The following is a 25,391-nucleotide window of genomic DNA, read 5'->3' on the forward strand; positions in this document are numbered from 1 at the left end:
TGTCACTACTCCAGGGGATGATCGATCATCGGCTGCGCAGAGGTGGTCGCCACGGCGCCCCGGTCTCCGCGCGTGCTCAGCGGACCGGCGTGAGCTCCGGGTCCTCGCGCAGCTTGCCGAGCGCGCGCGACACCGCGCTCTTCACCGTCCCGATCGAGACTCCGAGCACCTCGGCGGTCTGGGCCTCGCTGAGGTCCTCGTAATACCTCAGGACGACCATCGCCCGCTGCCGGTCCGGCAGCTTCATGATCGCGCGCCACATCGCGTCGCGGAGCACCTGCTGCTCGGCCGGGTCCCCGACCGGCGTCACCTCGGGCTCCGGCAGCTCGTCGCACGCGAACTCGTCGACCTTGCGCTTGCGCCACTGCGACGTACGCGTGTTCAGCAGGGCGCGGCGCACATAGCCGTCGAGCGCGCGATGGTCCTCGATCCGGTCCCACGCGACATACGTCTTGGTCAGCGCGGTCTGCAGCAGGTCCTCGGCATCGCTCGGATTCGCGGTCAGCGAGCGGGCGGTGCGCAGCAGTACGGGCTGGCGTGCCCGTACGTAGGACGCGAACGACGGGTACGCGAAGGGACCGGTGGCCCTCGTCGGGCCCGTGCCCCGCGTCGCGGCCTTCGATGCGCTGGTGCACACGGACACCATGGATGCGGTCATGGCTCCACGCTAGAAGCACCCCCTACTTCGCGGATCGGCCCCAAGTCCCGAAGCGGTGTCCGCCTCAGGTTGTACGAGTGGTGCCGGCTCCACCTCCTACAGGTGGAGGAGGTGGAGCACACCCCTGAGGGTTCACCCCTGAGAGCACCGCGGACACACGGGCACAACGGGCACCGGCAGGCGGTGCCGTCTAGCGGATGCGCGCCACGGGAGCGTGCATCAGATTGCGGTCGATCAGCATCGTGCGCCCGGCGTGCCGCTCCCTCACATTCCCCGCGTACTGGTGGATGCGCCGCCCCGGGTTCCAGGCGTTCCGGCGCAGCGAGGGCTCGCGGTACAGGTGCGGCCGGGTGTTCCAGCGCGCGAACCACATCACCGACGGCAGATCCCGCACGCCCGCCCGCCGCGACAGCTCCATGTGCCGTACTCCGGAGCCGGCGCTGCTGTAGAAGCCGGGGATGTAACCGAGCCTGCGCACCTCACGGTCCCAGGACCGTACGAACGAGAGCGTGGTGCGGGCGCACGCTTTCTGCCGGTAGGAGTACGCCTCCATGTCCAGGTAGAGCGGGCTGCCCCTGCGGATGCTGACGGCCTTGGCGCTGCGGACCGCGTCGCGTGCCTCCCGCTTCCCCTGGCTCCAGGGATGCCGTCCGATACGTACTCCCTTCTTGTGCTTGGCGATGACACAGGGCGACTGCGAACCCACGTACAGCGGAAGCACCCGCCACCCCATCCGGTCCACCGCGCGTGTCCAGCCTCGGTTCAGGTTCGGCTGGCGCTTGCACGCCCGGCCGCGCCCTCCGTAGTAGACGCCGACGGCGCCGTACGGGGAGTACTGCCAGCGCCGCATGGTGTCGAGGGACGGGGCGATGCAGGTGTCGAAGGCCCGCCCCCGGTAGGTCGGTGCCTTGGCCAGCAGTTCGGCGGATTCCGTGGTGTCGGGCCCGGCGGCGTCCGCGCGCGCGTCGGCGGGGGCCGCTTTGGCGCTTGGCGGGGACGCGGTCAGATCGAGGGTCAGGACCGCCAGCGCGAGGACAAGTCCAATGATCAGTTTTTGGAGACGCATACGGCGAGTGAACGGCCCCGCGCTTCATCCGAGCCGGGGACACGCGCCGCGTTCAGCCGTCCGACCCCAGAATCAGCCCCGATGTGGGGACTCCCGTGCCCGCGGTGACCAGCGTGCGCGCGGCGCCTGGTATCTGGTTCACGGACGTGCCTCGTATCTGTCGGACGGCTTCCGCCACGCCGTTCATCCCGTGCAGATACGCCTCCCCGAGCTGGCCGCCGTGCGTGTTCAGCGGCAGCCGCTCCTCGGCGACGTACCCCGAGGCCTCCCCCGGCGCGCAGAACCCGAACTCCTCCAGCTGCATCAGCACGAACGGCGTGAAGTGGTCATAGAGGATGCCGACGTCGATATCGGCCGGGGCCAGCCCCGACGTGCGCCACAGCTGTCGGGCCACGACGCTCATCTCGGGCAGGCCACTCAGATCGTCACGGTAGAAGCTGGTCATCTGCTCCTGCGCCCGGCCCGCTCCCTGGGCCGCCGCCGTGATCACGGCAGGAGGGTGCGGGAGATCGCGGGCCCGCTCCACGCTCGTGACGACGATCGCCTGGCCGCCGTCCGTCTCCTGGCAGCAGTCGAGCAGCCGCAGGGGCTCGACGATCCAGCGTGACGCGGCGTGCTCCGCGAGCGTGATCGGCTTGCCGTGGAAGTACGCGGCGGGGTTGGTGGCCGCGTACTTCCGGTCCGTCACGGCCACATGGCCGAAGACGTCCGGCGTCAGCCCGTACGTATGGAGGTAGCGCTGGGCCGCCATCGCCACCCAGGAGGCGGGGGTCAGCAGTCCGAACGGCAGGGCCCAGCCGAGCGCCGCGCCCTCGGCGGACAGTTCACGCTGCTGCACCCCTGAGCCGAATCTTCGCCCCGATCGTTCGTTGAACGCGCGGTAGCAGACGACGACTTCGGCCACTCCGGTCGCCACCGCGAGCGCCGCCTGCTGCACGGTGGCGCAGGCCGCTCCGCCGCCGTAGTGGACGCGGGAGAAGAAGGACAGCTCTCCTATACCGGCCGCCTGGGCGACCGTGATCTCCGGGTTGGTGTCCATGGTGAAGGTGACCATGCCGTCGACGTCGGCGGGGGAGAGCCCGGCATCGTCGAGCGCCGCCCGCACCGCCTCCACGGCCAGCTTGAGTTCGCTGCGCCCGGAGTCCTTGGAGAACTCCGTCGCCCCGATACCGACGATCGCGGCCTGGCCTCCGAGACCGTCGCGCGTACGGACACTCATGCGGCGCCTCCTGCGGGAAGGGTCACGGTCACTGTGCCGGTGACGTGCTTGCCGATGCCGTTGGCCCCGACGACCTTGACGGTGGCCGTCTCGCCTTCGGGAGCGGTGTCGACCTTTTCGACCGTGCCCGTCAGCACCATCGTGTCCCCGGGGTAGTTGGGCGCGCCGAGCCGTATCGCCACCTTGCGCAGGATGGCCGTGGGGCCGAAGTGGTCCGTGATGTACCGGCCGACCAGGCCGTTGGTCGTCAGGATGTTCATGAAGATGTCGGGGGAGCCCTTGGCCCGGGCCAGCTCCGCGTCGTGGTGCACGTCCTGGTAGTCGCGGGACGCGATGGCACCGGCGACGATCAGGGTGCGGGTGATCGGCACCTCCAGCGACGGCAGCGCCTCACCTGTCCTCATACCGGCTCCCCCTTCGTACGCTGTCCGACTCTCCGACTCTCCGACTCCCCGACTCCTCGATTCGCGACCTCCCGGCCTCCGGACTCCCCGACTCCCGGCTCCCGACTCCCGGACTCCCCAGCTCTCCTGCCTCCTGCGCCGCCAATGCCGCTTGCTCCGCCTCTGTGGCCAGCAATTCCCCCAGTTCCTCCAGGACTTCGCTCCCGCACCCCAAGTACGCGTCCAACTGCCGCCCCCACAGAAAATGCCGGTGCACGGGATGGTCGAGGTCGGCGCCCATGCCGCCGTGCAGATGCTGGCCCGCGTGCACGACGCGCTTGCCCGCCTCCGACGCCCACCAGGCCGCGGTCAGCGCGTGCGTGCCGTACGGGAGGCCCGTGTCGCGGCGCCAGGCCGCCTCGTAGGCCGTGACCCGTATCGTCTCGGTGTCCATGTGGGCGTCGGCGGCCCGGAGTTGGACGGCCTGCTTGGCGGCGAGCGGACGGCCGAACTGCTCCCGTTCGTTCGTGTGGGCCACGGCGCGGGCCAGCGACCCCGCGCACACCCCGGCCTGCAACCCGGCGAAGGCCGTCCGCGCGCTCGCCCGCACGTCCTCGTACGCCTCCGCCCCGCCGATCCGCTCCCCGGGTGTCCGGTCGAGGACCAACCGCCCCGCCGACCAGGGCGCGGTCAACTCGACGGGCTCCACGCGCGCGCCCGCCACCGGCACCATCCACAGGCTGCGGTCGGCCGCGGCCACCAGCACATGTGTGGCGTCCCTCACCCACGGCACCCACGGCACAACGCCCCGGAGCACACCGCCGGACTCCCCAGCGAGCTCCTTGCCAAGTGCTCGTCCCTGCTCCCCAACGAAGACCCCTCTAAGCACTCCTCCGTGCTCCGCGCCGGGCTCCCCGGACGTGGCCACCTCCACACCGCTCCGCGCCGGAAAGGCCCCCGTGACCACCGCCGTGCCCTGCCGCAGAGCGGGCAGCAGCCGGCCCCGCTGCTCCTCCGTGCCGTGCGCGGCCACCGCGAGGAGGCCATAGACACAGCTCACCGCGAACGGCACCTGCGCCGTCGTCCGGCCCTGCTCCTCCAGAAGGAGAACGAGCCCCAGCAGCCCGATGTCCTCCACCGCGCCCGGCAGTCCCGCCGCGCACAGCGCCTTCCACAGCTCGGTGTCGGAACCGGTCCCGACCGCCGCGAGCCGCTCCGGTGTGGCCAGATCACCGAAGATCTCCCTGGCCAGGTCCCGTGCGGCCGCCTGCTCCTCCGTGGGCGTGAAGTCCATGTCAGTCCCCGCCCCCCGCGCCGTCGGCCAGAGCGCGGAACATCGGGAGCTCCAACTCCTCGTCCACCCGCTGGTATTCGAGCCGCACCGGCAACCCGATCCGCACCTTGTCGTACGGCACCCCGATGACATTGCTGACGATCCGCACGCCCTCCGCCAACTCCACGAGCCCCACGGCGTAAGGGGGATCGAAAGCCGGGAAGGGCGGGTGGTGCATCACCACGTACGAATAGACCGTGCCCTCGCCGCTCGCCTCGACCGTGTCCCACTCGGGCGAACCACAGGCGTTGCAGCCGGGCAACCACGGAAAGCGCAGCTCGCCGCAGCCGCCGCAGCGCTGGATCAGCAGGCGGTGCGCGGCGACACCCTCCCAGAAGCCCGCGTTGTCGCGGTTGATCACCGGGCGGGGGCGCTTGCCCTTCGGCTTCCGCCTTGTCGGCGCGTACTTCAGGATGCGGAAGCGGTGCGTCCCCGCGAGCTCGCCACCTGACCTGATGTCCATCCGCGTGGTGACGAAGTGGCCCGTGCCCAGCTTGGTCGTCTTGCGCTCCGACACCGACTCGATCACCGCGTCGAAGGTGATCTCGTCACCGGGACGCAACGCCCGTACGTACTCCTGCTCGCAGTCGGTGGCGACCACCGAGGTGTACCCCGCGCCGTCGAGCAGCGCCCACAGTTCGTCGTACGCGTCGGAACGTCCCTCGTGCCCAGAGAGGCCGCCCATCGTCCACGCCTGCAGCATCGTGGGAGGCGCTATCGGGTCCGCGCCCCCGTAAACGGGGTTGGTGTCGCCCATCACCTCGCACCAGTGCCTGATCATCGGTTCGTTGACCGGGTCCTTGCCGAGGCCGGCCTCCACCGCGGCCTTGCCCTCGAACGCCTTCAACTCCTCGTACGCCACCTTCTCGCACGCGCTGCCCTGCGGAGTGCCTACCGTGCCGCTCACCGACGCCCCCTCCGCATACCGAGCCGCATCGTCGCGACGATCTCCCGCTGCACCTCGCTCACCCCGCCCCCGAATGTGTTGATCTGCGCGGCCCTGTTCATCCGCTCCAGCTCACCGTCCCCGATCCCGCCCGGCGAGCCCGCCCGCACAAGCCCCGGCTCGCCCGCGATCTCCTGACACATTCGGTACACCTCGACGGCCGATTCGGTTCCCACGAACTTCACGCCGCTCGCGTCGCCGGGCGTCAGCCGGCCCGCCCCCACATCCCCCACCAAACGCCAGTTGAGCAGGCGCGTTGCCGCGAGGCGGGCATGCGCCTCGGCCAGTCTCGACCGGACCCACGGCGCGTCAATCCGGCGCTCACCCGTCACCGGATCGGGTGTACGCGCGAGAGTCAGCGCCGCCGCGTAGAAGTCCTCGGCCTGCATACCGATGGCGGCGAGCGCCACCCGCTCGTGGTTGAGCTGGTTGGTGATGAGGCCCCAGCCGCCGTTCTCCTCACCGACGAGGTTCGCGGCGGGCACCCGGATTCCGTCGTAGTAGGTCGCCGTCGTCGTCAGGCCGCCCACGGTGGCGATCGGCGTCCAGGAGAAACCGGACGCGTCGGTCGGCACGAGGATGATCGAGATGCCCTGGTGCTTGGGTGCCTCGGGGTCGGTGCGGCAGGCCAGCCAGATCCAGTCGGCGTTCTGCGCGTTCGAGGTGAAGACCTTCTGGCCGTCGATCAGCCAGCCGTCCTCCTCCCGCACGGCCCTGGTCCGCAGCGAGGCCAGGTCCGTGCCCGCCGACGGCTCGCTGTAACCGATGGCGAAGACGAGCTCGCCGCTGAGGATGCGCGGCAGGAAGGCGGCCTTCTGCTCCTGAGTGCCGTACTTCATGAGCGTCGGCCCGACGGTGTTCAGGGTGACCATCGATACGGGTGCGCCCGCGCGGTACGCCTCGTCGAAGAACACGAACTGCTCGTCGGCGCCGCGCCCTTGCCCGCCGTACTCGACGGGCCAGCCGAGCCCGAGCATGCCGTCCGCGCCGATGCGCCGCAGCAGGCCGCGCAGCCCCGCCGGGTCTGCACTGTCGGGCGGGCCGTCGGGCATCACGTCCCGGAAGTAGGCGCGCAGTTCGCCACGGAGTCTTCGCTGGCGTTCGGTGGGGGCGAGGTGCACGGTGGCGGCCTCTCCATCTCGTACCGGCAAGGGGTTCTGACCGTCGGAAAACCTCGACGACTCCGACCGCTCAAACAGCTCCGACCGCTCCGGCACTCCGACAGCTCCGAGCGCGCTGCGGACGCTACGAATGCTGCAGGCATCGGCTCGCGCATCTGACTGTCCGTCAGCAAACGCGCTCATGTCAATAGAGCGCACCCGCGCCCTGCCACCGGACACACCTGTGCGGCGACACCGAAGCGCCGCCGCACAGGTCCCGGCACACCCCTCATCTCGAACCCCGAGGAGCCGTCCCGAGCGGCTCCAGGGGTTGTCGCCTCAGTCGCCTCACCAGAGCTTCGTGAAGTTCACCGTGATGTTGTCGTTCGACTGACTGATCGCCGCGAACCCCGGACCGTTCACCTGGACAGTGTTGTTCTGGTTCGAGGCGCCGTCACCGACGGCCTGCTGCTGCGTGGTGGTCGAGTTGCCGTGGTTGTCGCCACCGACGCCGCTGCCATCCACGGTCGCCACACCCGCGTTCGATTCATCGTTCGCGAAAGCGCCGTTGTCGGCCATCGCCGTACCCGAGAAGAGCACGGCCGTCAGAGGCAGGGCGGCTGCGGCAGCGATGACGCGAGCGGTACGGATGCTTGCCATGTCTATTCCTCCAGAACAGGAGATACGCGCCGGCGGTGAGCCGGGAGCACCAAGAGAAAAAGCGGCTGGTCCAAGGGAGTCGGCTGACCACCTCGGAGTGCTGCACGACGTCGCGGCATCAGGGTCGCCCAGCGAATCCCCGGCGAACCACCCTGGAAGCCCCAATTCCCTCGCAAGCGTGAGGACATGACGATAAACATGCTTCCTACCTCGAACCCCGGCTCGGCACCGCGTCGGCCGCCCGCACGCCACACGCCGCCCGAGCCGGACCCAGGCGCCCCCTGAGGAGAAGCGTTCCTCCAGAAGTCGTCGGCATCCTTAAGAAGTGGGCGCTCCCCGCTGCGACCCTCACCGTCCGAGCCGTTCCAGGCCCGCACCCCCCTTCCCTTCTTCGAACATACGTACGAAACTAAAGCCATGGCCACCATCGACCGCCATGCCACTACCCTCGCGCTCGCCCACGCCCTGTCCGCCGCCGAGCGCGGCCTCGCGGTGATCCCGCTCTCCCGTACCAAACTCCCGGCCCTTCGCTCGCCCCACCACGAAGCCGCCCACCACGAAGCCACCCATCAGGAGGCCGCCCACCACGAAGCCACCCACCGGGCAGCTCCCTGCCACGAAGCCACCCACCAGGCAGCCCCCTGCCACGGCGAGTGCGGCCGCCCGGGCCACGGCGTGTACGACGCGACGACCGACCCGCGGCGCATCCGCGAGCTCTTCGCTGCTGCCCCCTGGGCCACCGGTTACGGCATCGCCTGCGGGCTGCCTCCGCACTACCTGATCGGCGTCGACCTCGACACGAAATCCGGCGCGGACGCCCCCGCGGCCCTCCGGGAACTGGCGCTGCGCCACCTCTTCACGATCCCCGAGACCGTCGTCGTGACCACGCCGAGCGGTGGCCGCCACATCTGGCTGGCGGGACCGCCCGACACCGTGGTCCCCAACTCGGCGGGCCGGCTCGCCCCCGGCATCGACATCCGCGGCGCGGGCGGCTACCTCGTCGGCCCTGGCTCCCGTACCGAACACGGCGTCTACAGCACCGTGCCCGGCACCGCCCAGCTACCGCCCGCACCCTGCCCGCCCGAGCTGCTGCGCCTGCTGACACCACCGCCCCGCGCGCACCACCCGACGGCGCCCCCGCGGACCGGTGCGGCGGCGGCCCAGCAAGGCCAGGGGCTCGTACAGTTCGTCCTCGCGGCGCACGAGGGGCAGCGCAACACCCGCCTCTTCTGGGCCGCCTGCCGCGCCTACGAGAACGGCATCGGCGAGTCCCTCACCCCGCAGCTCACGGACGCCGCTCTCCGCGTCGGCCTCACACACCACGAGGCCCACTCGACGATCGCCTCTGCGGCACGTCTGACAGGGCGCGGGTAAGGGGCGCCCGCAATTGCCGACGCCCCTTACAGACAAGCGGTGAGTGCGGGATGTGCCGACCTGCACGAGCGCACCTGTGCACCTGTGCACGAGCCCACCTGTGCACCTGTGCACCGACACCGCAGGACCGCAGGACTACGGCTTACCTGCCGTTTCCCTGTCCGAGGACTCGCCGCGCCCCACCCTGTGGATCAGGGGAACGAGAACGGCGACCACGCCGGCGGCGGTCCCGATCGGGGCCGCGAGACGCGGGAAGGCCAGCACCAGGGCCACGACCCCGAACCCGACCGCGACAACACCACCGATCAGCAGCCCCCGCCGCCGCGGCAGCACGGCGGCACGGACGCGCGGGACGAGTGGGACGAGCGGGACGGGTTCCGCACTACAGGGCTGACAGGACTTCCTGAAGTGCGCGCTTTCAGCGTTAGTGGGTACCGTCATGACTGACCTCTCTGAAGTGGGGTCAGGGCGGCTCCCGTGCCAGCGGGGGCCGCCTTTTTGCGACCACGCCACCCGTCAGCGGCAATAGTGACAGCGCGTGAGCCCGTCGCCAATCTGCTTATCGACAGGGCTTGTGGATAACCCGCCTATCACTGTGTGAAACTAGCGGAAAACTGTGTACGACTCGGTGGACAAGGCAGTGCGAGGGCCCACAAGGTAATCCACAGAAGCCGTCTGAGCTGGCGTTTCGCTGTCCCCAGACTGTGGATCAGAAGTTTTTTCCGATGCAGGGCGATATCACTGCCAGTGAGCGCGGAAGGCTTGATTCCGTTCTTATTCTATACGCGTAGACAGAGAAAATAAGGGTGCCCATAGTGTCGGACGCAGATAATCACCCTTTCGGTCCCCCGCCCATCGCCCATGCGCGGCCTCACGAACGGAAAGGGCGCGAACCCCGACGGGGTTCGCGCCCTTTGACCTGCCACTTCTCTGGCGTGCTACTTCTCTGGCCTGCCACTTGTCCGGCCTGCTGCGGTGGGTGTGGGATTTGAACCCACGGTGACTCGCGCCACGACGGTTTTCAAGACCGTTCCCTTAGGCCGCTCGGGCAACCCACCCCGCGCCGGTCACCGGAGACCCGGGACGGCGCGGGGACAAGACTAGCGGGTTGGTCCGCCGTCGGAGCAGCGGCTCAGCAGCCCAACGGCTCCAGCGGCTCAGCTGTCGCCCTTGCGCTGGCCCAGCGTCACGTCGACCGTGTGCTCCTTGCCGCCGCGCTCGTAGGTGATCTTGACCGTGTCGCCCGGCTTGTGGGTCCAGATCTGGCCGATCAGGGTCGGGCCGCTGTCGATCACCGTGTCGTCCAGCTTCTTGATGACGTCACCGGGCTTGAGGCCCGCCTTGTCCGCCGGGCCGTTCGGGGTGACCGCCTGGGAGCCGTTCGCGCCCTCCTGGGAGATCGTGGCGCCGTCCGAGGCGTCCTGCCGCAGCGAGACCGAGGCCCCGATCACGGGGTAGACCGGCTGGCCGGTCTTGATCAGCTGCTGGGCGACGTTCTTCGCCTGGTTCACCGGGATCGCGAAGCCCAGGCCGATGGAGCCCGACTGGCCGGAGCCGCCGAGGCCACCGCTGTCGGCGGGCTTGATCGCGGAGTTGATGCCGATGACAGCGCCGCGCCCGTCCAGGAGCGGGCCGCCGGAGTTGCCGGGGTTGATGGAGGCGTCGGTCTGCAGGGCGCTCATGTACGAGCTCTTGCCGCTCTGCCCGCCGTCGCTGGAGGTCACCGGGCGGTTCTTGGCGCTGATGATGCCCGTGGTGACGGTGTTCGAGAGGCCGAAGGGGGCGCCGATCGCGATCGTCGAGTCGCCGACGGCCACGCGGTCGGAGTTGCCGAGGGGGAGCGGCTTCAGGTCTCCCGGGGTGTTCTTGAGCTTCACGACCGCCACGTCGTACCCCTCGGCGCGGCCGATGACCTCGGCGGCGTACTTCTTGCCGTTGGAGAACGTCGCCTGGAGCTTTCCGCCCTCGGCGGCCGAGGCCACCACGTGGTTGTTGGTGAGGATGTGGCCCTGCTTGTCGTAGACGAAGCCGGTGCCCGTGCCGCCCTCGCCGCTGCCGCTCTGCGCCTCGATGGTGACGACGCTCGGCAGCGCGTCGTTCGCGATCTTGGCCACCGAGCCCGGCTCGCGCTTCAGGTCGGCGGGCGTGTCCGCGGCGGAGACCGTGGTCGAACCGGTGTCGTTGTCGTCCCGCTCGGCCGCCCAGTAACCGACGCCGCCGCCGACGCCGCCCGCGATCAGGGCGGCCGCGAGCACCCCGGCGACCAGGCCGCCGCGCCGACGGCCGGGCTTCGGCTCCTGCGGCTGGTACGAGGCGCCCCAGCCGTAACCAGAGCCGGAGCCGTCACCGGAGGCGTACGACGGCACAGCGGGCGGCGGCGGAGGCGGCCACGCACCACCACCGGCCGGACCTGCGGGACCCGCAGCACCGGCAGGGCTCGCAGGGCCCCCAGGACCTCCAGGACCGGCCGCAGCACCAGCCCCCTCAGGAACACCCGCACCAGGAGAGCCGGCGGAAACAGCGGGAGCGTCCACCGGCACAGGAGGTGCGGACGGGGCCTGAGGTACCGCGTTGCCCTCGTTCTCGGTGTTCACAGCTCTTCTCCTCGGTCCATGCTGTCGTGGCTGGCGTTCTCGGTCACGGCCTTGCTGTGCCAACTGTGCATGTGTCTGCGGTCAGCTTTTCCCATGGGCCGTCAGGGCACCATAAGCCGAGCCTGTGTGTCCGGCCCCCGGGACGCGACCCTCCGGCGAGCCGACGGGTACCCCGTGATGGCACCATGACGCGGTGACCCTCGCACGACAGCACCAGATCCAGGTCGTCGCCCACCGCGGAGCCTCCGAGGACGCCCCCGAGCACACGCTGGCCGCCTACAAGAAGGCGGTCGAGGACGGGGCCGACGCCCTTGAATGCGATGTGCGGCTCACCGCGGACGGCCACCTCGTCTGCGTCCACGACCGCCGCGTCAACCGCACATCGAACGGCCGCGGAGCCGTCTCGGCCCTCGAACTGGCCGACCTGGCCGCCCTCGACTTCGGCTCCTGGAAGCGGCACCACGACGAGGCCGAGGAGGGTGAGGGCCCGGACTGGGAGGGCTCCGCGGGCGCGGACACCTCCGTACTGACCCTGGAGCGGCTCCTTGAGCTCGTGGCCGAAAGCAATGCCTCGGGGCGCCGGGTGCGGCTGGCCATCGAGACCAAGCACCCCACGCGCTGGGCGGGGCAGGTGGAGGAGCGCCTGCTGATGCTCCTCAAGCGCTTCGGCCTCGACGCGCCGCCCTCCGAGGCGCTCTCGCCCGTGCGTGTCATGAGCTTCTCGGCGCGTTCCCTGCTCCGCGTACGGGCCGCGTCCCCGACGCTGCCGACCGTCTATCTGATGCAGTTCGTCTCGCCCCGCCACCGGGACGGGCGTCTTCCCGCGGGCGTCCGCATCGCGGGCCCAGCGCTGCGGATCGTGCGCAATCACCCCGGCTACGTGGCCAAACTGAAGCGCGCGGGCCATCAGGTGCACGTCTGGACCGTGAACGAGCCCGAGGACGTCGAGCTCTGTGCCGAGCTCGGTGTCGACGCGATCATCACCAACCGCCCCAAGCAGGTTCTGACCCAACTGGATCGGCTGGGGCTCCGATAACTCCCGTTACAGGGAGTGCACCGGCGCGTTCGGTACGTATTCGATCGTTACGAGTGCGTCACCGGAGGGCGATTGGCCGGTTTCCGGTCCAGTCCATTGGGGCATCCACACCGTGGCGTGGGGCAAAGGAGGTCTCGGGGGTGGCGTTGGTGGTGGCACGGGAGGTGCCCACGTCGTCGAGCATGGCCGTACCCCATGGCCCTGCGGGCGTGGGGGAAGCAAGACACCGGATGCGTGATCAACTGCGTATCGGCGGAGTGTCCGAATCGGTCATCGACGATGCCGTACTGATCCTGTCGGAACTGCTCAGCAATGCCTGCCGGCACGGCAGGCCGCTGGGCCGCGGGATGGTCGGCGACGGTGACGTGCGGGCGGCATGGCACGTCGACAAGACAGGACGGCTGACGGTCGAGGTGACGGACGGCGGCGGCCCGACCCGCCCGGTTCCGGCCACGCCCTCGGTCACGGCGCACGGCGGCCGGGGGCTCAACATCATCTCGGCGCTCGCCGACACGTGGGGCGTACGCGACGACGTGCACGGCGAGGTCACGGTCTGGGTCGTCGTCCAAGCGGGGCACCGCCACGAGGATTTCGCTACGCGCGTCGCCGCCCCGTCGGCGGCCGCGCTCACCGACCTCGCCTTCGCGGACCCTTTTGACGACATGGACTGAGCCGCGGCCGGGCCCCGAGCGAATCCCGGCGGGCTCCGTACCAACGGCTAGGCTCCCGCCCGTACGCAAGTGAGCAAGAGAGCCGCAGCCGGGAGACACCCAAGATGGCCAAGAAGCGCCCCCAGACCAAGGGCAAGCAGCAGCAGCCGCTCAAGGGCGGAGCCAGTGAGAGCTATCCGGCCGTCGGCGCCCGCGAACCCTGCCCCTGCGGTTCGGGCCGCCGCTACAAGGCCTGTCACGGCCGGGCCGCCGCGCACGCGGTGGCCGAGCTGGTGCAGCGCCCCTTCGAGGGGCTGCCGGGCGAGTGCGACTGGGTCGCGCTGCGCGAGCTGGTGCCCGCCGCCACCGTCGAGCTGACGCTCAAGGACGGCCTCCCCGAGGGCGTCCCCTCGGTCACCCTGGCCACCGTGCTGCCGATGGCGTGGCCCGCGCTGCGCCGCGACGACGGCGCGGTCCTGCTCGGGCTGCAGAACGACACCTCGTCCGGCGACATCAGCCGCGACCTGGCCGACACGCTGCTGCGCGCCCTGAAGGCCGAGCCGGGCACGCCGGTGCAGGGCCGCCGCGCTCCCGCGGACGGGCCGCGGCTGCAGGATCTGCTCGCCGCCGAGGCACCGTTCGAGCCGGCGGTGCACGCCGGGTTCGAGTTCTGGGTGCCGGACCCGGAGAACGCGACGCCGGAGGTCACCGCCTCCCTGGAGCGGGCGAACGACGCCGCCATCCCGACCGTGAAGCTCACCGGTGTGGACGCCGCCTACTGGTGCGAGACGCCGGAGAAGAACCACCTGCGCTGGGTCATGCCGCACCCCGAGGAGCAGCTCCTCGACGCGCTGGCCCGGCTGCACGCGGCCGGCACGTCGAGCCTCGGTGAGGGCACCCGGCTCGTGGGCTCCTTCCGTGCGCACGGTGTCATCGTGCCGGTGTGGGACCTGCCGAGCGGCGTCGGCGCCGACGACATCGAGAAGCCGGCCGCCGAGTTCGCCGAGCGGCTGGCGGTGGCGCTCGCCTCGGACGCCCCGCTGACCTCGGACGAGCGCCGGGCGCGCGGTGGTCTCACCAACCGCCAGGTCACGCTCAGCTGACGCGTCGAGCCGGGGCGAGCCGACGCGGTCGGGTCGCGCTCAGCCGACGTGATCGGGTCACGCGGGGCTGACCCACCAGTCAGTCGGTGAGGAATGCGTGACTCCTGTCACAACTCCCCGTCGTCGCAGGTAAATCCCTGTCCGGATAACTGAGATCGAATTTGCCAGGAGCCGATCTCTTGTTACCGTTCAGATAGCCCGGTTGCTGGTGCATCCCCCGTCGCCAGCAACCGGGCCCTTCCATGTCCGGGTTCGGTTCAGCGCTCAACTGCCGCGAGGCGGCATGGAGTTGCTTCCCGAGCGCAGCAGCAGCGCGCCCGACTCCCCCGCCGCGTACTCCGCCACCGCCGAGTACGCCGCCGCCTCGCCCACCGACCGCTCGCGCGGCGTCTCGCATGCTCCCGGCTCGTCCTCCGCACCCACCTCGCAGTGCGTCTGTACGGTGCGCGCGTCCGGTCCCATGACGGTCAGTACGGCGGTCAGGTCGTCGCCCGTGGCGTTGCGGTAGTAGGTGCGGGCCCACGTGTCGTGGCCCCGTGTGAGGACACAGGTCTGGGCCTCAAGGCCGTCGGGGGTGGAGACTTCGGGCCCGCATCGGGCGGCGGTGCTCGCACCGGGGCCGTCGGGCGGCGAAGGTTCCGGATTCTTCGCCGCTGGGTCGGGGGCGGTGTGCGAAGGGGCGGTCGAGGGGCCGGGCAGGGGCGACTTCGCGTCACCGTCGCCGACCGGCCCGGCGGACGCGCCGGCGAGCGGCAGGAGAACCATGACGGCCACGACGCCCAGGAGCGCGATCAGGCGGGGTTGCATGGGCCGAACATAACGACAGTTGGCGCGCGGCCGGTCCGCCGCGCGCCCATTTCCCCTACAACTCGGGTGCGCTCACACCCGTACGAGTGAGGGCGTCGACGACCGCGTCCACGACGGCCTCGACGTCGGGCACCCAGGGGGCGGCCGAGCCGGGCAGCGGGGCGCGCTCCCAGCGGACCGGCCCCCGGTCCGTGTCGTGGCCCGTGTCGTGGCTCGTCCCGGAGGGGGGCAGCGCGAGATAGCCGCCCTCTCCGTGGAAGCGCAGTGAGCCGGGGACGTAGTCCTTGGCGTAGAGCAGCTCTCCCAACTGGGCCATGGAGTAGGGCGCGACGAGCAGATAGAGGCGGTTCCCGGTGGCGACCACCGGGCCGAGCCTGATGCCCGCCTCGTCGAGCGCGGCCAGCGCGCGCACGCCCGCGTCGACGGGGAGGCTGACGGCGCACGGGGCGCGGCCTCCGGTGGCGAGCACGATGGGGGCGCCCGGGCGGTTGGTCCACCACCAGCGCACCATGCGCTCGTCGGTGGTCGCGGCGAGCAGCCCGGGGTCGAGGGGGTGCGCGCCGGGCACCACGCAGTCGGGGTCGGGGCAGGAGCACCGGCTGCCGTCGCGCCGGTCGAGGCCGACTCCCGGCAGTACGGGCCACCGCCATGCGGTCGCGAAGGTCAGGGCCGCACCGATCTGTCCGGTACTCCGGCCGGGCTTTCTTCCCATTCGCCAGGACAGGAGCCTGCGTCGCCTTCCGAGGATCTCGCGCATGAGCGCTCGTTCCTTTCCGTTGCACGCCGGCGTTTGACGCCGGGGAGACTGCGGGCCACATCACAACATGTGTGGATCACTACACCCATGTGTGGATCACTTCGCTGTACGTACGAGCTGGCACATCCGACCCCAGCCTGCGGCATGGGGAACCACTCTGAACCGAGCGTTGACGTGGCGTGGGGTGGCGGCGCCTGGCGTTTGCCGTCCCGCGATATTGCTTGCCGCCTCCCCCACGGGAGGATGGGGCACGGTCGTCGTGAGTTAAGACGCCCGGGTCCTCCGCGAGGTTCCGGGCGGGCCCCAACTGCCCCTGGTCATCACTGAGTACGTACCCAGCCCGACCGCTGCAACGCTCTACCGAACAACGTCAGTCGACCGCAATATGCTCTAACCCGTCGCGGTTTTCGGCCAAGTTTTCAAGATCGATAAGACTGCTCGGAAAGCACACGGACACCAGGAATCCCGGCTGGACAATGCTGGACATCCCCTCACCAGGGCGTGTACATCTGGAGGCATTGCTAGCGGCGCAGAATGACATGGGGGTTTGCGATGCTATTGAGCATTACGCACCGGCCGGAAAGCCGTCAGCCATGAACGCCCCGCACCTTCCGAAAGTGGCCGGAATCGATTCCACTGTTCCGCCACCGGCCCACACTGTCGCGCCCACCGCGCCTGCCACGCCCACCACGCCCGCACCGGCGGGTTCCCCCGTCCCCGGCACACCCGGCACCGGCACCCCCGGCGCCATGATCCAGGACCGCCTCGCGGGCTGGGTCTCCGACCTCACCACGCTGCACGAACTCACCGAGCGGCTGACCCGCACCCAGACCCTCGACGAGGCCCTGCGCGAGCTTCTGCGGGCCGGTGCCGCCCTCGTCGGCGCCCGGCGCGGCCTCGCCGTCCTGGAGCCCGCCGACGGGCTCGGCCCCGACAGCACGACCGGCCTGGGACTCACCCGCGCCGAGCTGGGGCACATCGAGACGGTGCCGCGCGGCGCGACGTCGCACGGCCAGATCCTGGACGCGCCGACGGCCTGCCTCCCCGGCGCCGGGAGCGAGATCGTCCGCCCCGACCTGCTCGCCGACGACGGCCTCGACCCGCGCCACCGCGAGGTCGCCGTCCGCATCGGTTACGCCGCGAGCTACGCCCTGCCCCTGGCCACCGAGGCGGCGGGCCGGATCGGCGCCGCGGTCTGGCTGTACGACGAGCCCGCCGAGCCGGCCGAGCGCAGACGCCACCTCGCCGGGCTCTACGCGGGCTACGCCACCGAGCATGTGGCGCGGCTGCTCGAACTGGACCGCGCCCGCACCACCACCGCGACCCTGCGCGAGGAGCTCATGCCCTCACGGCTGCCGCGGGTCGCCGGGGTGCAGCTCGCCGCACGGCACCGCACCGGGCCGCGCGGCGGCGGCGACTGGCACGACGCGCTGCCGCTGCCGGACGCGGCGCTCGGGCTCGCGGTCGGGTCGGTCACCGGGTCGGGCCCCAGCGCCGTGGCGGCGATGGGGCGGCTGCGGGCCTCCTTGCGGGCGTACGCCGTGATGGAGGGCGAGGACCCCGTCGCCGTACTCTCCGATCTGGAGCTGCTGCTGCGGCTCACCGAACCCGCGCGGTCCGCCACGGCCCTCTTCGCGTACTGCGAGCCCGCCCTGCGCAAGGTCGTGCTCGCCGGTGCGGGGCACAGCCCGCCGCTGATCATCGGGGAGCGGCGCACGGAGTACGTGGAGACCTCCCTGTCCGCGCCGCTCGGCATGCTCGCCTGCTGGGAGGCGCCGAGCGTGGAGATCTCCCCGGAGCCCGGAGAAACGGTGCTTCTTTATACGGACGGCCTGCTGCACCGCACCGGAGACGCGATGGACCGGGCGTTCGCGCGCCTGCACGCGGCGGCGGCGAGCGTGCCCAAGGCCATCAAGGACGACCCCGGGGCGATCGCCGACCACGTACTGCGGACCGTGCTTCCGGACGGGCTCGACACGGTGGACAGCGAAGAAGACGTGGTGCTGCTGGCGGCCCGCTTCGAGTGAGACGGCAGGCACACGCGGTAAGTGGTCTTACGGCCCTGTGCCCCCTTCCGTACGCCCGTACGATGGAGGGTGGCCCAGTGTCGTACATAGGAGGCAGACCGTGTCGGACGCTCTCAACCCGGCGGAACCCAATGCTGCTACCGCAGCGGGCCCGGAAGAGACCGAAGAAGAGCCGATCGAGCAGCGTAAGAACGGCCTGTACCCGGGCGTTTCCGATGAGCTCGCCGAGAACATGAAGTCCGGCTGGGCCGACACCGAGCTGCACGACCTGCAGCCGATCGCGCAGGCCGGGAACACCGCGGCCCGCCGCGCCGCGCTCTCCGCCCGCTTCCCCGGCGAGCGCCTGGTGATCCCCGCGGGCAATCTCAAGACCCGCTCGAACGACACCGAGTACGCGTTCCGTGCCTCCGTGGAGTACGCGTACCTCACGGGCAACCAGACCGAGGACGGCGTCCTCGTCCTGGAGCCGACCGCTGACGGGCACCAGGCCACCATCTACCTCCTGCCGCGCTCCAACCGCGAGAACGGCGAGTTCTGGCTCGACGGCCAGGGCGAGCTCTGGGTCGGCCGCCGCCACTCCCTCGTCGAGGCCGAACAGCTGTACGGCATCCCCGCCTCCGACGTACGCGAGCTGTGCGGGGCGCTGCGCGAGGCGACCGGGCCCGTCCGTGTCGTGCGCGGCTACGACGCCGGTGTCGAGGCCGCGCTGACCGACAAGGTCACCGCCGAGCGCGACGAGGAGCTGCGCGTCTTCCTCTCCGAGGCCCGCCTGGTCAAGGACGAGTTCGAGATCGGCGAGCTCCAGAAGGCCTGCGACTCGACGGCGCGCGGCTTCGAGGACGTCGTGAAGGTCCTCGACAAGGCCGAGGCGACGAGCGAGCGCTACATCGAGGGCACGTTCTTCCTGCGCGCCCGCGTCGACGGCAACGACATCGGCTACGGCTCCATCTGCGCCGCGGGCCCGCACGCCACCACCCTGCACTGGGTGCGCAACGACGGCGCCGTGCGCTCCGGAGAGCTGCTCCTGCTCGACGCGGGCGTGGAGACGCACACGTACTACACCGCGGACGTCACCCGCACGCTGCCGATCAACGGCCGCTTCAACGAGTTGCAGAAGAAGATCTACGACGCGGTGTACGAGGCTCAGGAGGCCGGCATCGCGGCCGTGAAGCCGGGCGCCAAGTACCGCGACTTCCACGACGCCGCGCAGCGCGTGCTCGCCGAGAAGCTGGTGGAGTGGGGCCTCGTCGACGGCCCCGTCGAGCGCGTCCTGGAGCTGGGTCTCCAGCGCCGCTGGACGCTGCACGGCACCGGTCACATGCTCGGCATGGACGTCCACGACTGCGCCGCCGCGCGCCGCGAGTCGTACGTGGACGGCACGCTGGAGCCGGGCATGTGCCTGACCGTCGAGCCGGGCCTGTACTTCCAGGCGGACGACCTGACCGTGCCGGAGGAGTACCGCGGCATCGGCGTCCGGATCGAGGACGACATCCTCGTGACGGAGGACGGCAACAGGAACCTCTCGGACTCGCTGCCGCGGCGTTCGGACGAGGTCGAGGCGTGGATGACGGGGCTCAAGGGCTGAGGTTCCGGTTCCGGTTTCACTTTTGGTTCCGGTTTCGGTTTCGCTTTTGGTGGGTGGCCGGGTGCCGCGGGTTTCCGCGGGGCCCGGCCATCGGCCGCTCTGTGGGCCACTCGTCAGTGGGCCGCCCGCTCGTCCTCGCCCGCGATCTTGCTGGTGCTCAGGGCGATGCGGTTCCAGGTGTTGATGGTGAAGATCAGGGCCAGGACGCGGGCCAGCTCCGCCTCGTCGAAGTGCTCGGCGGCGCGGGCGTAGACGTCGTCGGGGACGCCTCCCTGGGAGACCAGCGTGACCGCCTCGGTCAGGGCGAGGGCCGCCTGCTCCTTCTCCGTGAAGAAGTTCCTGGCCTCGCGCCATACGCCGATCATGTGCAGCCGCGCCTCGTCCTCGCCGGCCTTGCGGGCGTCGGAGGTGTGCATGTGGAGGCAGTAGGCGCAGCCGTTGAGGAGCGAGGCGCGGATCTGGACCAGTTCGACCAGGGCCGGGTCCAGGCCGTCGCGGGCGGCGGCGTCGAAGCCGATGAGGGCCTTGAAGGCCTTGGGGGCGGCCTTGGCGAAGTTGAGGCGCGGGGTCTGCGAGGGGGGCTCCGTGGTGTTCGTCATGGCTGCGAATCTAGGCGTGGGAAACGACCTCCGTTAAGGTGCATTCCCATGCCTGAGTCATGGGTCAATTCGGCGGAGCGCATCGGCAGTGACCTGCATCTGGAGTTGTCCGGTCAGGGCAGCCGCCGTGCCGTCCTCATCCGTGCGCTGCGGGACGCGGTGCGCGAGGGCCGACTCGCTCCGGGCACCCGGCTGCCGCCCTACCGCTCACTCGCCGCCGACCTCGGCCTCGCCCGCAACACGGTCGCCGACGCCTACGCCGAGCTGGTCGCCGAGGGGTGGCTGACGGCCCGGCAGGGCTCGGGGACGCGGGTCGCCGAGCGGGCGGCGCCGCCCAAGCGTCCGCGCACGCCGAAGCCCGCTCCCGCGCGGCCCGCCGCCCCCGCGTACAACCTCCGCCAGGGCCAGCCGGACCCCGGCTCCTTCCCCCGCACGGCCTGGCTCGCGGCCGCCCGGCGCGCCGTCAACGCCGCGCCGGGTGACGCCTTCGGGCCCGGGGACCCGCGCGGCCGCGTCGAGCTGCGGCGGGCGCTCGGTGACTATCTGACGCGCGCCCGCGGGGTGCGTGTCGACCCCGAGCGGATCATCGTGTGCTCCGGCTTCGCGCACGCGCTGCGGCTGCTGTTCGCGGGCTCCGCCGGCGCGGGCGGCGCCGTGCTGCGCGGCCCCTTCGCCGTGGAGTCGTACGGGCTCGGCTTCCACCGCCAGGTCCTGGAGGGTTCGGGCGTACGGACGGTCCCACTGGGGTTGGACGAACAGGGCGCCCGAGTCGAGGAGTTGACCGAGGGGCCACGCGCGCGTGGCGTGCTGCTCACACCCGCGCACCAGTTCCCGACGGGCGGTCCGCTGCACCCCACCCGGCGCGCCGCCGTCATCGACTGGGCCCGCACCAGCGGCGGCCTGATCCTGGAGGACGACTACGACGGGGAGTTCCGCTACGACCGCGAACCCGTCGGCGCCCTCCAGGGCCTCGATCCCGAACGGGTCGTCTACCTGGGCTCGGTCAGCAAGAGCCTGTCCCCCGCGGTGCGCCTGGGCTGGATGGTGCTGCCGGAACAGCTCGTCGACGGCGTGCTCGCGGCGAAGGGGGAGCGGGAGGCGTGGGCGAGCGTCCTCGACCAGCTCACGCTCGCCGACTTCATCGCCTCCGGGCAGTACGACCGCCACATCCGCCGGATGCGCCAGCGCTACCGGCGCCGCCGTGACCGGCTCGTCGCCGCCCTCGCCGAACACGCCCCGGACATCACGGCCACCGGCATCGCGGCGGGACTGCACGCGGTGCTGCGGCTGCCGCCGGGGACGGAGGCCTCCGTGACCAAGGCGGCGGCCTGGCAGGGGGTGGCGCTGGACGGCCTCGCGGAGTTCCGCCATCCGCGGGCCACGATGCGGGGCGTGGACGGCCTCGTGGTCGGGTACTCCACGCCTACGGAGCATGCGTACGGGGTGGCGGTGGAGGCGCTGCTGCGGGCGTTGCCGCCGGGTGATGCTGATGCGGGGTCTGGTTCTGTGTCTGGGCTTGGGCTTGGGCTTGCGCTTGGGCCCGGGTCTGGCCCTGGGCCTGGCCTGGACGCCTAGCGGTGGCGGTGGCGGTGGCGGTGGCGGTGGCGGTGGCGGTGGCGTGAGCGGATCATGCCGTCATGAGCGGCGCGCCCTCCCGCCACTTGAGCATCTTGTCGAAGCTGATCACCGCTCCGCCCCTGCCCGGCTCGTTGCCCAGGTGGACGTGGTCGGCGAGTTCTCTGATGAGGCACAGGCCCCGGCCGTCCTCGTCCGTCTCCGCGGCGGGCGGCCGGGGCGTCGGACAGCCGCGTGACGCCCCTGGGAAGCCCGGCCCCGAGTCGGCCACCTCGATGCGGCACTTCTCACCGTCCAGATAGGCCGTCACCCGGTACGCTCCGGCCGGGCCGCCGGGGGCGGTCGCGCCGCCGTGCTCGACGGCGTTGGCACAGGCTTCGCTGAGGGCGATCGACAGGTCGTAGGAGACGTCGGGATCCACGCCCGCCGTCTCCATCGTGCCGATCAGGAGGCGGCGGGCGAGCGGAACGCTCGCAGCTTCGCGCCGCAAATGGAGAGACCACCAGATGCTCATGCTCCAGCCTCCTGGCCGCGGCTCGACATACCGATACGTATTGCCGCAAGGGCGCGTGGATAAGCGCTCGGTGGACGTGATGCCGCCCATACGGCGGACGCGCGTACCGCGGTGGCTCGTGTAGGACGACGGGGCGGGCACGACATCCTTCACGCCTCCCTCGCCCCCTTGAGGGGACACAGCCGTGCCCATCGGCTGGAACGGGACCTTCCGGACCTGCCGTGTGCGTTGGGCAAGTGCAGTGCGATGATGGCCCCGCCATGTCTGCCCCCCACCCGCGCCAGCCGCGTGACGGAGTCGATCTCCGGCTGCTCAGGGCCGCGATGTTCGCCGCGGTCTGCGTCGTGCTGTCCGCCGGGGGCCATGTGCTCGCTTCCTGCGTCGCCGTCCCGCTGTGGACGCTCGGCGCGGGCTTCCTCGCCGTCCTCGCGGTCGCGCTGCCGCTCGCGGGGCGGGCGCGTTCGCTGCCCGGCATCGCGGCGCTCCTCGCGGTGGGCCAGCTCGGGCTGCACGCCCTGTTCGGCCTCGGCCAGCACGGTACGGCGGCCGCCGTCGCTCCGGTGAACGGCGACGCCTCCCTGGTGGAGCGTGCCGCACGCCTGGTCTGCGGGGCGGGCGCCGCGACGATCACTCCCGCGCAGGCCCACCGGATCCTCACGACGGCCGGGCTCGGGCCGGGCGGGGGCGCGGATCACTCGGCCGCGCACCACCACGGTCAGTCCGCCGCGGCGTCGGCGGACTCCGCACTGGACTCCATGGGCTCCATGGACTGGACAGGCTCTATGGGCTCGACGGGTTCCATGGGCGCCATGGCGCTCCTGCCGTCCCTGCCCATGCTCGTCGCCCACCTCCTCGCGGCCGTCGCCGCGGGATGGCTGCTGCGCCGCGGCGACCTCGCGCTGCTCCGGCTCGTCCGGCTCGCGCAGGGGGCGCACGGGGTCGCCGAAGGGGCGCTCGTACGTTCCTTGCGCTCGGCCCTCACTCTCGTACGCGCCCTGAGGGCCGGTCTGCCCGGAGCGCCCGAGACGACGGGGCCGCCTGCTCCGCGCACCGCGCTGCTCGTGCCGCCGAAGCCGCGCACGGTCGCCCTGGAAGACGCGGTGATCCGGCGGGGCCCACCGGCCGGCGCCCGCGATGTCGAACTCGCTGCCTGACGCGACGCACTCCACCCAGCGGTACGGATACGTACTGCACTGAGCGGTACGGAGGGGTCGCGCGGCACGCACGCGCGCGTGGCCGTCAGCTCGGCCGCGCGCATCCCCTCGTACGTACTGAGCACCGCGCAGCACCGCGCAGCACCGCGCATGCGCACCGCTCATCACTGCCAAAAGTGGAGTGTTTCCGTCATGAAGATGTCCCGTATCGCCGCCGTCGGCACCATCGGCACCGTCGCCGCCTCCGCCGTCCTCGTCCTCTCCGCGCCCGCCTTCGCGCACGTCAGCGTCTCGCCGGAGGGCGAGGCCGCCAAGGGCGGGTACGCGACGGTCAACTTCAAGGTGCCGAACGAGATGGACGACGCCGCGACCAACAAGGTCGAGGTCTCCTTCCCCGGCGACCACCCGCTCGCCTCGGTGATGACGCAGCCCGTCCCGGGCTGGACCGCCAAGGTCACCAAGGACAAGCTCGACAAGCCGCTCGAGATCCACGGCAAGAAGATCGACGAGGCCGTCACCAAGGTGACCTGGACCGCCGACGGCAAGGGCATCCAGCCCGGCACCTTCCAGAAGTTCCCGGTCTCCATGGGGCAGCTGCCCGAGGACGCCGACGAACTCGTCTTCAAGGCGATCCAGACGTACGACAACAAGGAAGTCGTCCGCTGGATCGAGCCGCAGCAGAAGGGCCAGGAGGAGCCGGAGCACCCCGCGCCCACGCTCCAGCTGACCGCCGCGTCCGACGACCACCACGGCGGCGGCGCGTCCGACGACGACAAGTCGGACGACAAGGCCGAGAGCGCCTCCTCGGACTCCTCCGACAGCAGCGACAGCAGTGACACCACCGCCCGCGTCCTCGGCGTCGTCGGCATCGTCGTGGGCGCCGCGGGCGTCGCGTTCGGCGTCGTCGCCTCGCGGCGCCGCGCCACCAGCTGAGCCGTCGGCCCAGCCATCCTTCGGGGTGCGCCGACGCGGCGAACGCCTGCCCCGGTGCACCCCGGCCCCCTCACATCTGGGACATTTTCGTATGCGCACGAAGAGCATGAAGAGCTCGAAGAGCACCAACTCGAAGAGCACCAAGAAGAAGCTTGCCGCCGCCGCCCTGCTGGCCGCGGCCGCACTCACGCTGACCGCCTGCGGCGGCGGGGGCGACGCCAGGACGCCGGTCGCCGACGTCTCCACCGAGGCCGACTCGGGCAAGGTGGCGACGGTCCTCGACAAGGAGTTCGAGAAGCCGGACCTCGTCCTGACCGACACCCGTGGCAAGAAGTACGACCTGCGCGAGGAGACCAAGGGCGAGCCGACGCTGCTCTACTTCGGCTACACGCACTGCCCCGACGTCTGCCCGCTGACGATGAACAACATCGCGGTCGCCAAGAAGGCGCTGCCCAAGGCCGACCAGGACAAGCTGAAGGTCGTCTTCGTCACCACCGACCCCAAGCGCGACACCCCGGCCGAGCTGGGCAAGTGGCTCAAGGGCGTGGACACCGACTTCGTCGGCCTGACCGGCGACTTCGCGACCATCCAGGCCGGCGCCCGCCAGGTCGGCATCAGCATCGTGCCGCCCAAGAAGGACAAGAACGGCAAGATCGTCTCGATGCACGGCACGAAGGTCATCACCTTCTCGCCGAAGACCGACGGCGGATACGTCCTGTACGGCGAGGACGCCACCGCCGCCGACTACACCAGGGACCTCCCCAAGCTCATCAAGGGAGAGACCCCGTGAACGCCCGCACCACCGCCCGCCGCACCACCGCCCGCCGCCGTTCTCTCGTCGGCGGAGCCATAGCGATGGCCGCGGCGCTCACCCTGGCGGGCTGCAACGACGACTCGGGGTCCGGTACCAAGGACTCCGCGAAGAAGCCCGAACTCAAGGTCGCCGGGGCGTACATCCCGGAGCCGACCATGGACGACATGGCGGCCGGCTTCCTCACGCTCGCGAACAAGGGCGGAGCCGACAAGTTCACCTCCGCCACCAGCGACATCGCGGGCGCCGTCACGCTGCACAGCACCAAGGGCGGCGTGATGAAGGAGCAGAAGTCCTTCGACGTGCCCGCGGGTGGCGAGCTCGAACTCGCCAGCGGCGGCAACCACCTGATGTTCGAAAAGCTCACGCGCAAGCCGAAGCGGGGCGAGAAGGTCACCCTGACGCTGCGCTTCCGGAAGTCGGACCCGATCACGATCGAGGTGCCGGTCAAGGAAGCGACGTACAGCCCCAAGCAGCACTCGTCGCACTGAGGGACGGATCGGACCG

25 protein-coding genes and 1 tRNA gene are annotated in these 25,391 nt (G+C 71.0%); 11 read left to right on the top strand and 15 right to left on the bottom strand.

Annotated features, from left to right (window positions below):
• Positions 1-76: 76 nt before the first annotated feature.
• The 8 genes from ACWDVB_RS25175 to ACWDVB_RS25210 all read right to left on the bottom strand — a co-directional run bounded on the left by ACWDVB_RS25175 (position 77) and on the right by ACWDVB_RS25210 (position 7,365).
• Entirely contained in the window at positions 77-658 is a 582-nt protein-coding gene (locus ACWDVB_RS25175; protein WP_451517083.1) for a SigE family RNA polymerase sigma factor, read from the bottom strand.
• 190 nt (positions 659-848) lie between these two features.
• A complete protein-coding gene (locus ACWDVB_RS25180) occupies positions 849-1,724 on the bottom strand; it encodes a DUF1906 domain-containing protein (protein WP_451517082.1) in 876 nt (291 codons plus the stop codon).
• 52 nt (positions 1,725-1,776) lie between these two features.
• Entirely contained in the window at positions 1,777-2,943 is a 1,167-nt protein-coding gene (locus ACWDVB_RS25185) for a lipid-transfer protein (protein ID WP_451517081.1), read from the bottom strand.
• On the bottom strand, positions 2,940-3,347 hold the full coding sequence (locus ACWDVB_RS25190) for a MaoC family dehydratase (protein WP_451517080.1): 408 nt from the start codon (positions 3,345-3,347) through the stop codon (positions 2,940-2,942). The genes ACWDVB_RS25185 and ACWDVB_RS25190 overlap by 4 nt, the downstream gene beginning before the upstream one ends.
• Positions 3,334-4,620 carry an acyl-CoA dehydrogenase family protein gene (locus tag ACWDVB_RS25195; RefSeq protein WP_451517079.1) on the bottom strand — a complete coding sequence of 429 codons (1,287 nt, stop codon included), beginning with the start codon at positions 4,618-4,620 and terminating at the stop codon, positions 3,334-3,336. The genes ACWDVB_RS25190 and ACWDVB_RS25195 overlap by 14 nt, the downstream gene beginning before the upstream one ends.
• Before the next feature lies 1 nt (position 4,621).
• Positions 4,622-5,566 carry a bifunctional MaoC family dehydratase N-terminal/OB-fold nucleic acid binding domain-containing protein gene (locus tag ACWDVB_RS25200; RefSeq protein ID WP_451517078.1) on the bottom strand — a complete coding sequence of 315 codons (945 nt, stop codon included), beginning with the start codon at positions 5,564-5,566 and terminating at the stop codon, positions 4,622-4,624.
• Positions 5,563-6,726, bottom strand: coding sequence for an acyl-CoA dehydrogenase family protein (locus ACWDVB_RS25205; RefSeq protein WP_451517077.1), 1,164 nt, complete (start codon positions 6,724-6,726; stop codon positions 5,563-5,565). Before ACWDVB_RS25205 ends, ACWDVB_RS25200 begins: the two co-directional genes overlap by 4 nt.
• Before the next feature lie 327 nt (positions 6,727-7,053).
• Positions 7,054-7,365: a hypothetical protein gene (locus tag ACWDVB_RS25210; RefSeq protein WP_451517076.1), complete on the bottom strand. Its 312-nt coding sequence runs from the start codon at positions 7,363-7,365 to the stop codon at positions 7,054-7,056.
• Between the two features lie 417 nt (positions 7,366-7,782).
• On the opposite strand from ACWDVB_RS25210, the gene ACWDVB_RS25215 reads away from it, so the two are divergent.
• Positions 7,783-8,739: a bifunctional DNA primase/polymerase gene (locus tag ACWDVB_RS25215; protein ID WP_451517075.1), complete on the top strand. Its 957-nt coding sequence runs from the start codon at positions 7,783-7,785 to the stop codon at positions 8,737-8,739.
• A 135-nt stretch (positions 8,740-8,874) separates the two neighbouring features.
• Here the strand turns inward: ACWDVB_RS25215 and ACWDVB_RS25220 are convergent, their stop codons facing one another.
• The 3 genes from ACWDVB_RS25220 to ACWDVB_RS25230 form a co-directional block, all read right to left on the bottom strand.
• Positions 8,875-9,180, bottom strand: coding sequence for a hypothetical protein (locus tag ACWDVB_RS25220; RefSeq protein ID WP_451517074.1), 306 nt, complete (start codon positions 9,178-9,180; stop codon positions 8,875-8,877).
• Between the two features lie 532 nt (positions 9,181-9,712).
• Positions 9,713-9,797 (bottom strand) — tRNA-Ser (locus tag ACWDVB_RS25225).
• 99 nt (positions 9,798-9,896) lie between these two features.
• Positions 9,897-11,333 (bottom strand): S1C family serine protease, encoded by a 1,437-nt coding sequence (locus tag ACWDVB_RS25230; RefSeq protein ID WP_451517073.1) that lies wholly within the window; start codon positions 11,331-11,333, stop codon positions 9,897-9,899.
• A gap of 193 nt (positions 11,334-11,526) precedes the next feature.
• Between ACWDVB_RS25230 and ACWDVB_RS25235 the strand changes: the two genes are divergently transcribed.
• The 3 genes from ACWDVB_RS25235 (at position 11,527) to ACWDVB_RS25245 (ending at position 14,122) form a co-directional block, all read left to right on the top strand.
• Positions 11,527-12,369, top strand: coding sequence for a glycerophosphodiester phosphodiesterase (locus ACWDVB_RS25235; protein WP_451517072.1), 843 nt, complete (start codon positions 11,527-11,529; stop codon positions 12,367-12,369).
• A 53-nt stretch (positions 12,370-12,422) separates the two neighbouring features.
• A complete protein-coding gene (locus tag ACWDVB_RS25240; protein WP_451517071.1) occupies positions 12,423-13,040 on the top strand; it encodes an ATP-binding protein in 618 nt (205 codons plus the stop codon).
• A gap of 104 nt (positions 13,041-13,144) precedes the next feature.
• Positions 13,145-14,122 carry a DUF5926 family protein gene (locus ACWDVB_RS25245; protein ID WP_451517070.1) on the top strand — a complete coding sequence of 326 codons (978 nt, stop codon included), beginning with the start codon at positions 13,145-13,147 and terminating at the stop codon, positions 14,120-14,122.
• Positions 14,123-14,386: 264 nt separating this feature from the next.
• On the opposite strand, the gene ACWDVB_RS25250 is transcribed toward ACWDVB_RS25245, so the two are convergent.
• The gene (locus ACWDVB_RS25250) at positions 14,387-14,929 is read right to left on the bottom strand and encodes a hypothetical protein (RefSeq protein WP_451517069.1); all 543 of its coding nucleotides are present in this window, start codon (positions 14,927-14,929) and stop codon (positions 14,387-14,389) included.
• Between the two features lie 55 nt (positions 14,930-14,984).
• On the bottom strand, positions 14,985-15,686 hold the full coding sequence (locus ACWDVB_RS25255; protein ID WP_451517068.1) for a bifunctional DNA primase/polymerase: 702 nt from the start codon (positions 15,684-15,686) through the stop codon (positions 14,985-14,987).
• Between the two features lie 476 nt (positions 15,687-16,162).
• Between ACWDVB_RS25255 and ACWDVB_RS25260 the strand changes: the two genes are divergently transcribed.
• Complete coding sequence (locus ACWDVB_RS25260) at positions 16,163-17,713, top strand: PP2C family protein-serine/threonine phosphatase (protein ID WP_451517067.1); 1,551 nt, start codon at positions 16,163-16,165, stop codon at positions 17,711-17,713.
• Positions 17,714-17,813: 100 nt separating this feature from the next.
• Complete coding sequence (locus tag ACWDVB_RS25265) at positions 17,814-19,298, top strand: aminopeptidase P family protein (protein WP_451517066.1); 1,485 nt, start codon at positions 17,814-17,816, stop codon at positions 19,296-19,298.
• Positions 19,299-19,411: 113 nt separating this feature from the next.
• Here the strand turns inward: ACWDVB_RS25265 and ACWDVB_RS25270 are convergent, their stop codons facing one another.
• Positions 19,412-19,897 carry a carboxymuconolactone decarboxylase family protein gene (locus ACWDVB_RS25270; protein WP_451517065.1) on the bottom strand — a complete coding sequence of 162 codons (486 nt, stop codon included), beginning with the start codon at positions 19,895-19,897 and terminating at the stop codon, positions 19,412-19,414.
• A gap of 48 nt (positions 19,898-19,945) precedes the next feature.
• On the opposite strand from ACWDVB_RS25270, the gene pdxR reads away from it, so the two are divergent.
• Positions 19,946-21,472: a MocR-like pyridoxine biosynthesis transcription factor PdxR gene (gene pdxR, locus ACWDVB_RS25275; protein WP_451517064.1), complete on the top strand. Its 1,527-nt coding sequence runs from the start codon at positions 19,946-19,948 to the stop codon at positions 21,470-21,472.
• Positions 21,473-21,524: 52 nt separating this feature from the next.
• Here pdxR and ACWDVB_RS25280 read toward each other — a convergent pair whose 3' ends face one another.
• Positions 21,525-21,986 (bottom strand): ATP-binding protein, encoded by a 462-nt coding sequence (locus ACWDVB_RS25280; RefSeq protein WP_451517063.1) that lies wholly within the window; start codon positions 21,984-21,986, stop codon positions 21,525-21,527.
• A 260-nt stretch (positions 21,987-22,246) separates the two neighbouring features.
• Here ACWDVB_RS25280 and ACWDVB_RS25285 point away from each other — a divergent pair, with 260 nt between their 5' ends.
• The 4 genes from ACWDVB_RS25285 to ACWDVB_RS25300 all read left to right on the top strand — a co-directional run bounded on the left by ACWDVB_RS25285 (position 22,247) and on the right by ACWDVB_RS25300 (position 25,375).
• Complete coding sequence (locus ACWDVB_RS25285; protein WP_451517062.1) at positions 22,247-23,140, top strand: hypothetical protein; 894 nt, start codon at positions 22,247-22,249, stop codon at positions 23,138-23,140.
• A 192-nt stretch (positions 23,141-23,332) separates the two neighbouring features.
• Positions 23,333-24,073 (top strand): YcnI family copper-binding membrane protein, encoded by a 741-nt coding sequence (locus tag ACWDVB_RS25290; RefSeq protein WP_451517061.1) that lies wholly within the window; start codon positions 23,333-23,335, stop codon positions 24,071-24,073.
• A 91-nt stretch (positions 24,074-24,164) separates the two neighbouring features.
• Entirely contained in the window at positions 24,165-24,863 is a 699-nt protein-coding gene (locus ACWDVB_RS25295; RefSeq protein ID WP_451517060.1) for an SCO family protein, read from the top strand.
• Between the two features lie 65 nt (positions 24,864-24,928).
• Positions 24,929-25,375: a copper chaperone PCu(A)C gene (locus tag ACWDVB_RS25300; protein ID WP_451517109.1), complete on the top strand. Its 447-nt coding sequence runs from the start codon at positions 24,929-24,931 to the stop codon at positions 25,373-25,375.
• Positions 25,376-25,391: the final 16 nt, after the last annotated feature.

It is taken from the genome of Streptomyces sp. NPDC003379, assembly GCF_053589195.1.